Annotated in this window: 1 pseudogene; it reads right to left on the reverse strand. The window is 60.7% G+C overall.

Annotated features, from left to right (window positions below):
* Positions 1–719, reverse strand: a pseudogene (locus D5084_RS09065) (IS5 family transposase); the annotation flags it as partial.
* Positions 720–783 lie beyond the last annotated feature (64 nt).

Here is a 783-nt window from a genome sequence, read left to right on the forward strand (position 1 = left end):
CTTGAGGCGCCCGAACATGATTTCGATGCGGTTGCGGCGTTTGTAGCGGCGCTTGTCGTGCCTGATGAGCTTGCCGCGCGACTTCCTGCCGGGGGTGAAGGGCTACAAGATTTGATCCAGTGGATCAAATCAGCCCTGAACGGGCTTTATCCTCTTGTCCTTCAACGCTTCCCTGAACCAATCAGCGTCATATCCGCGGTCGGCCAGCAACCACTCCGCTTTTGGCAGGCTGCCCAGCAGGGCCGCCGCGCCGGTGTAATCGCTGACTTGGCCTGCGGTCATGAAGAAGCGGATAGGGCGGCCCTCAGCGTCGGTGACGGCATGCAACTTGGTGTTCATGCCGCCCTTGGTTCGGCCGATCAGACGGCCCCTCTGGTCGCCTGGCCCCCCTTTTTCGACCGCAGGCTGGTCGCCGTGCGGTGTGCCTTCAAGTAGGTCGCATCGATCATCACCGTCTTCGGAACGGCTGCCTCGGAGGCCAGGCCATCCATCATCCGGGCGAATACCCGCTTCTCACTCCACCGCTTCCAACGATTGTAGAGGGTCTTCGGCGGGCCATATTCCTTCGGCGCATCGCACCACAGCAAGCCATTGCGATTGATGAAGATTATCCCGCTCAACACCCGCCGGTCATCGACCCGCGGTTTGCCGTGGCTCTTGGGAAAGAAGGGCTGCAGCCGCGCCATCTGCGCCTCGGTCAGCCAGAAAAGGTTGCTCATCGGTCAGTCTCCTTGCGGAGGCTGAATCATGCTGCAAGTGCAAGATCAATGGGTCCTGACCCTA

The sequence above is a fragment of the Tabrizicola thermarum genome, assembly GCF_003574395.1.
Lineage (GTDB): Bacteria > Pseudomonadota > Alphaproteobacteria > Rhodobacterales > Rhodobacteraceae > Tabrizicola > Tabrizicola thermarum.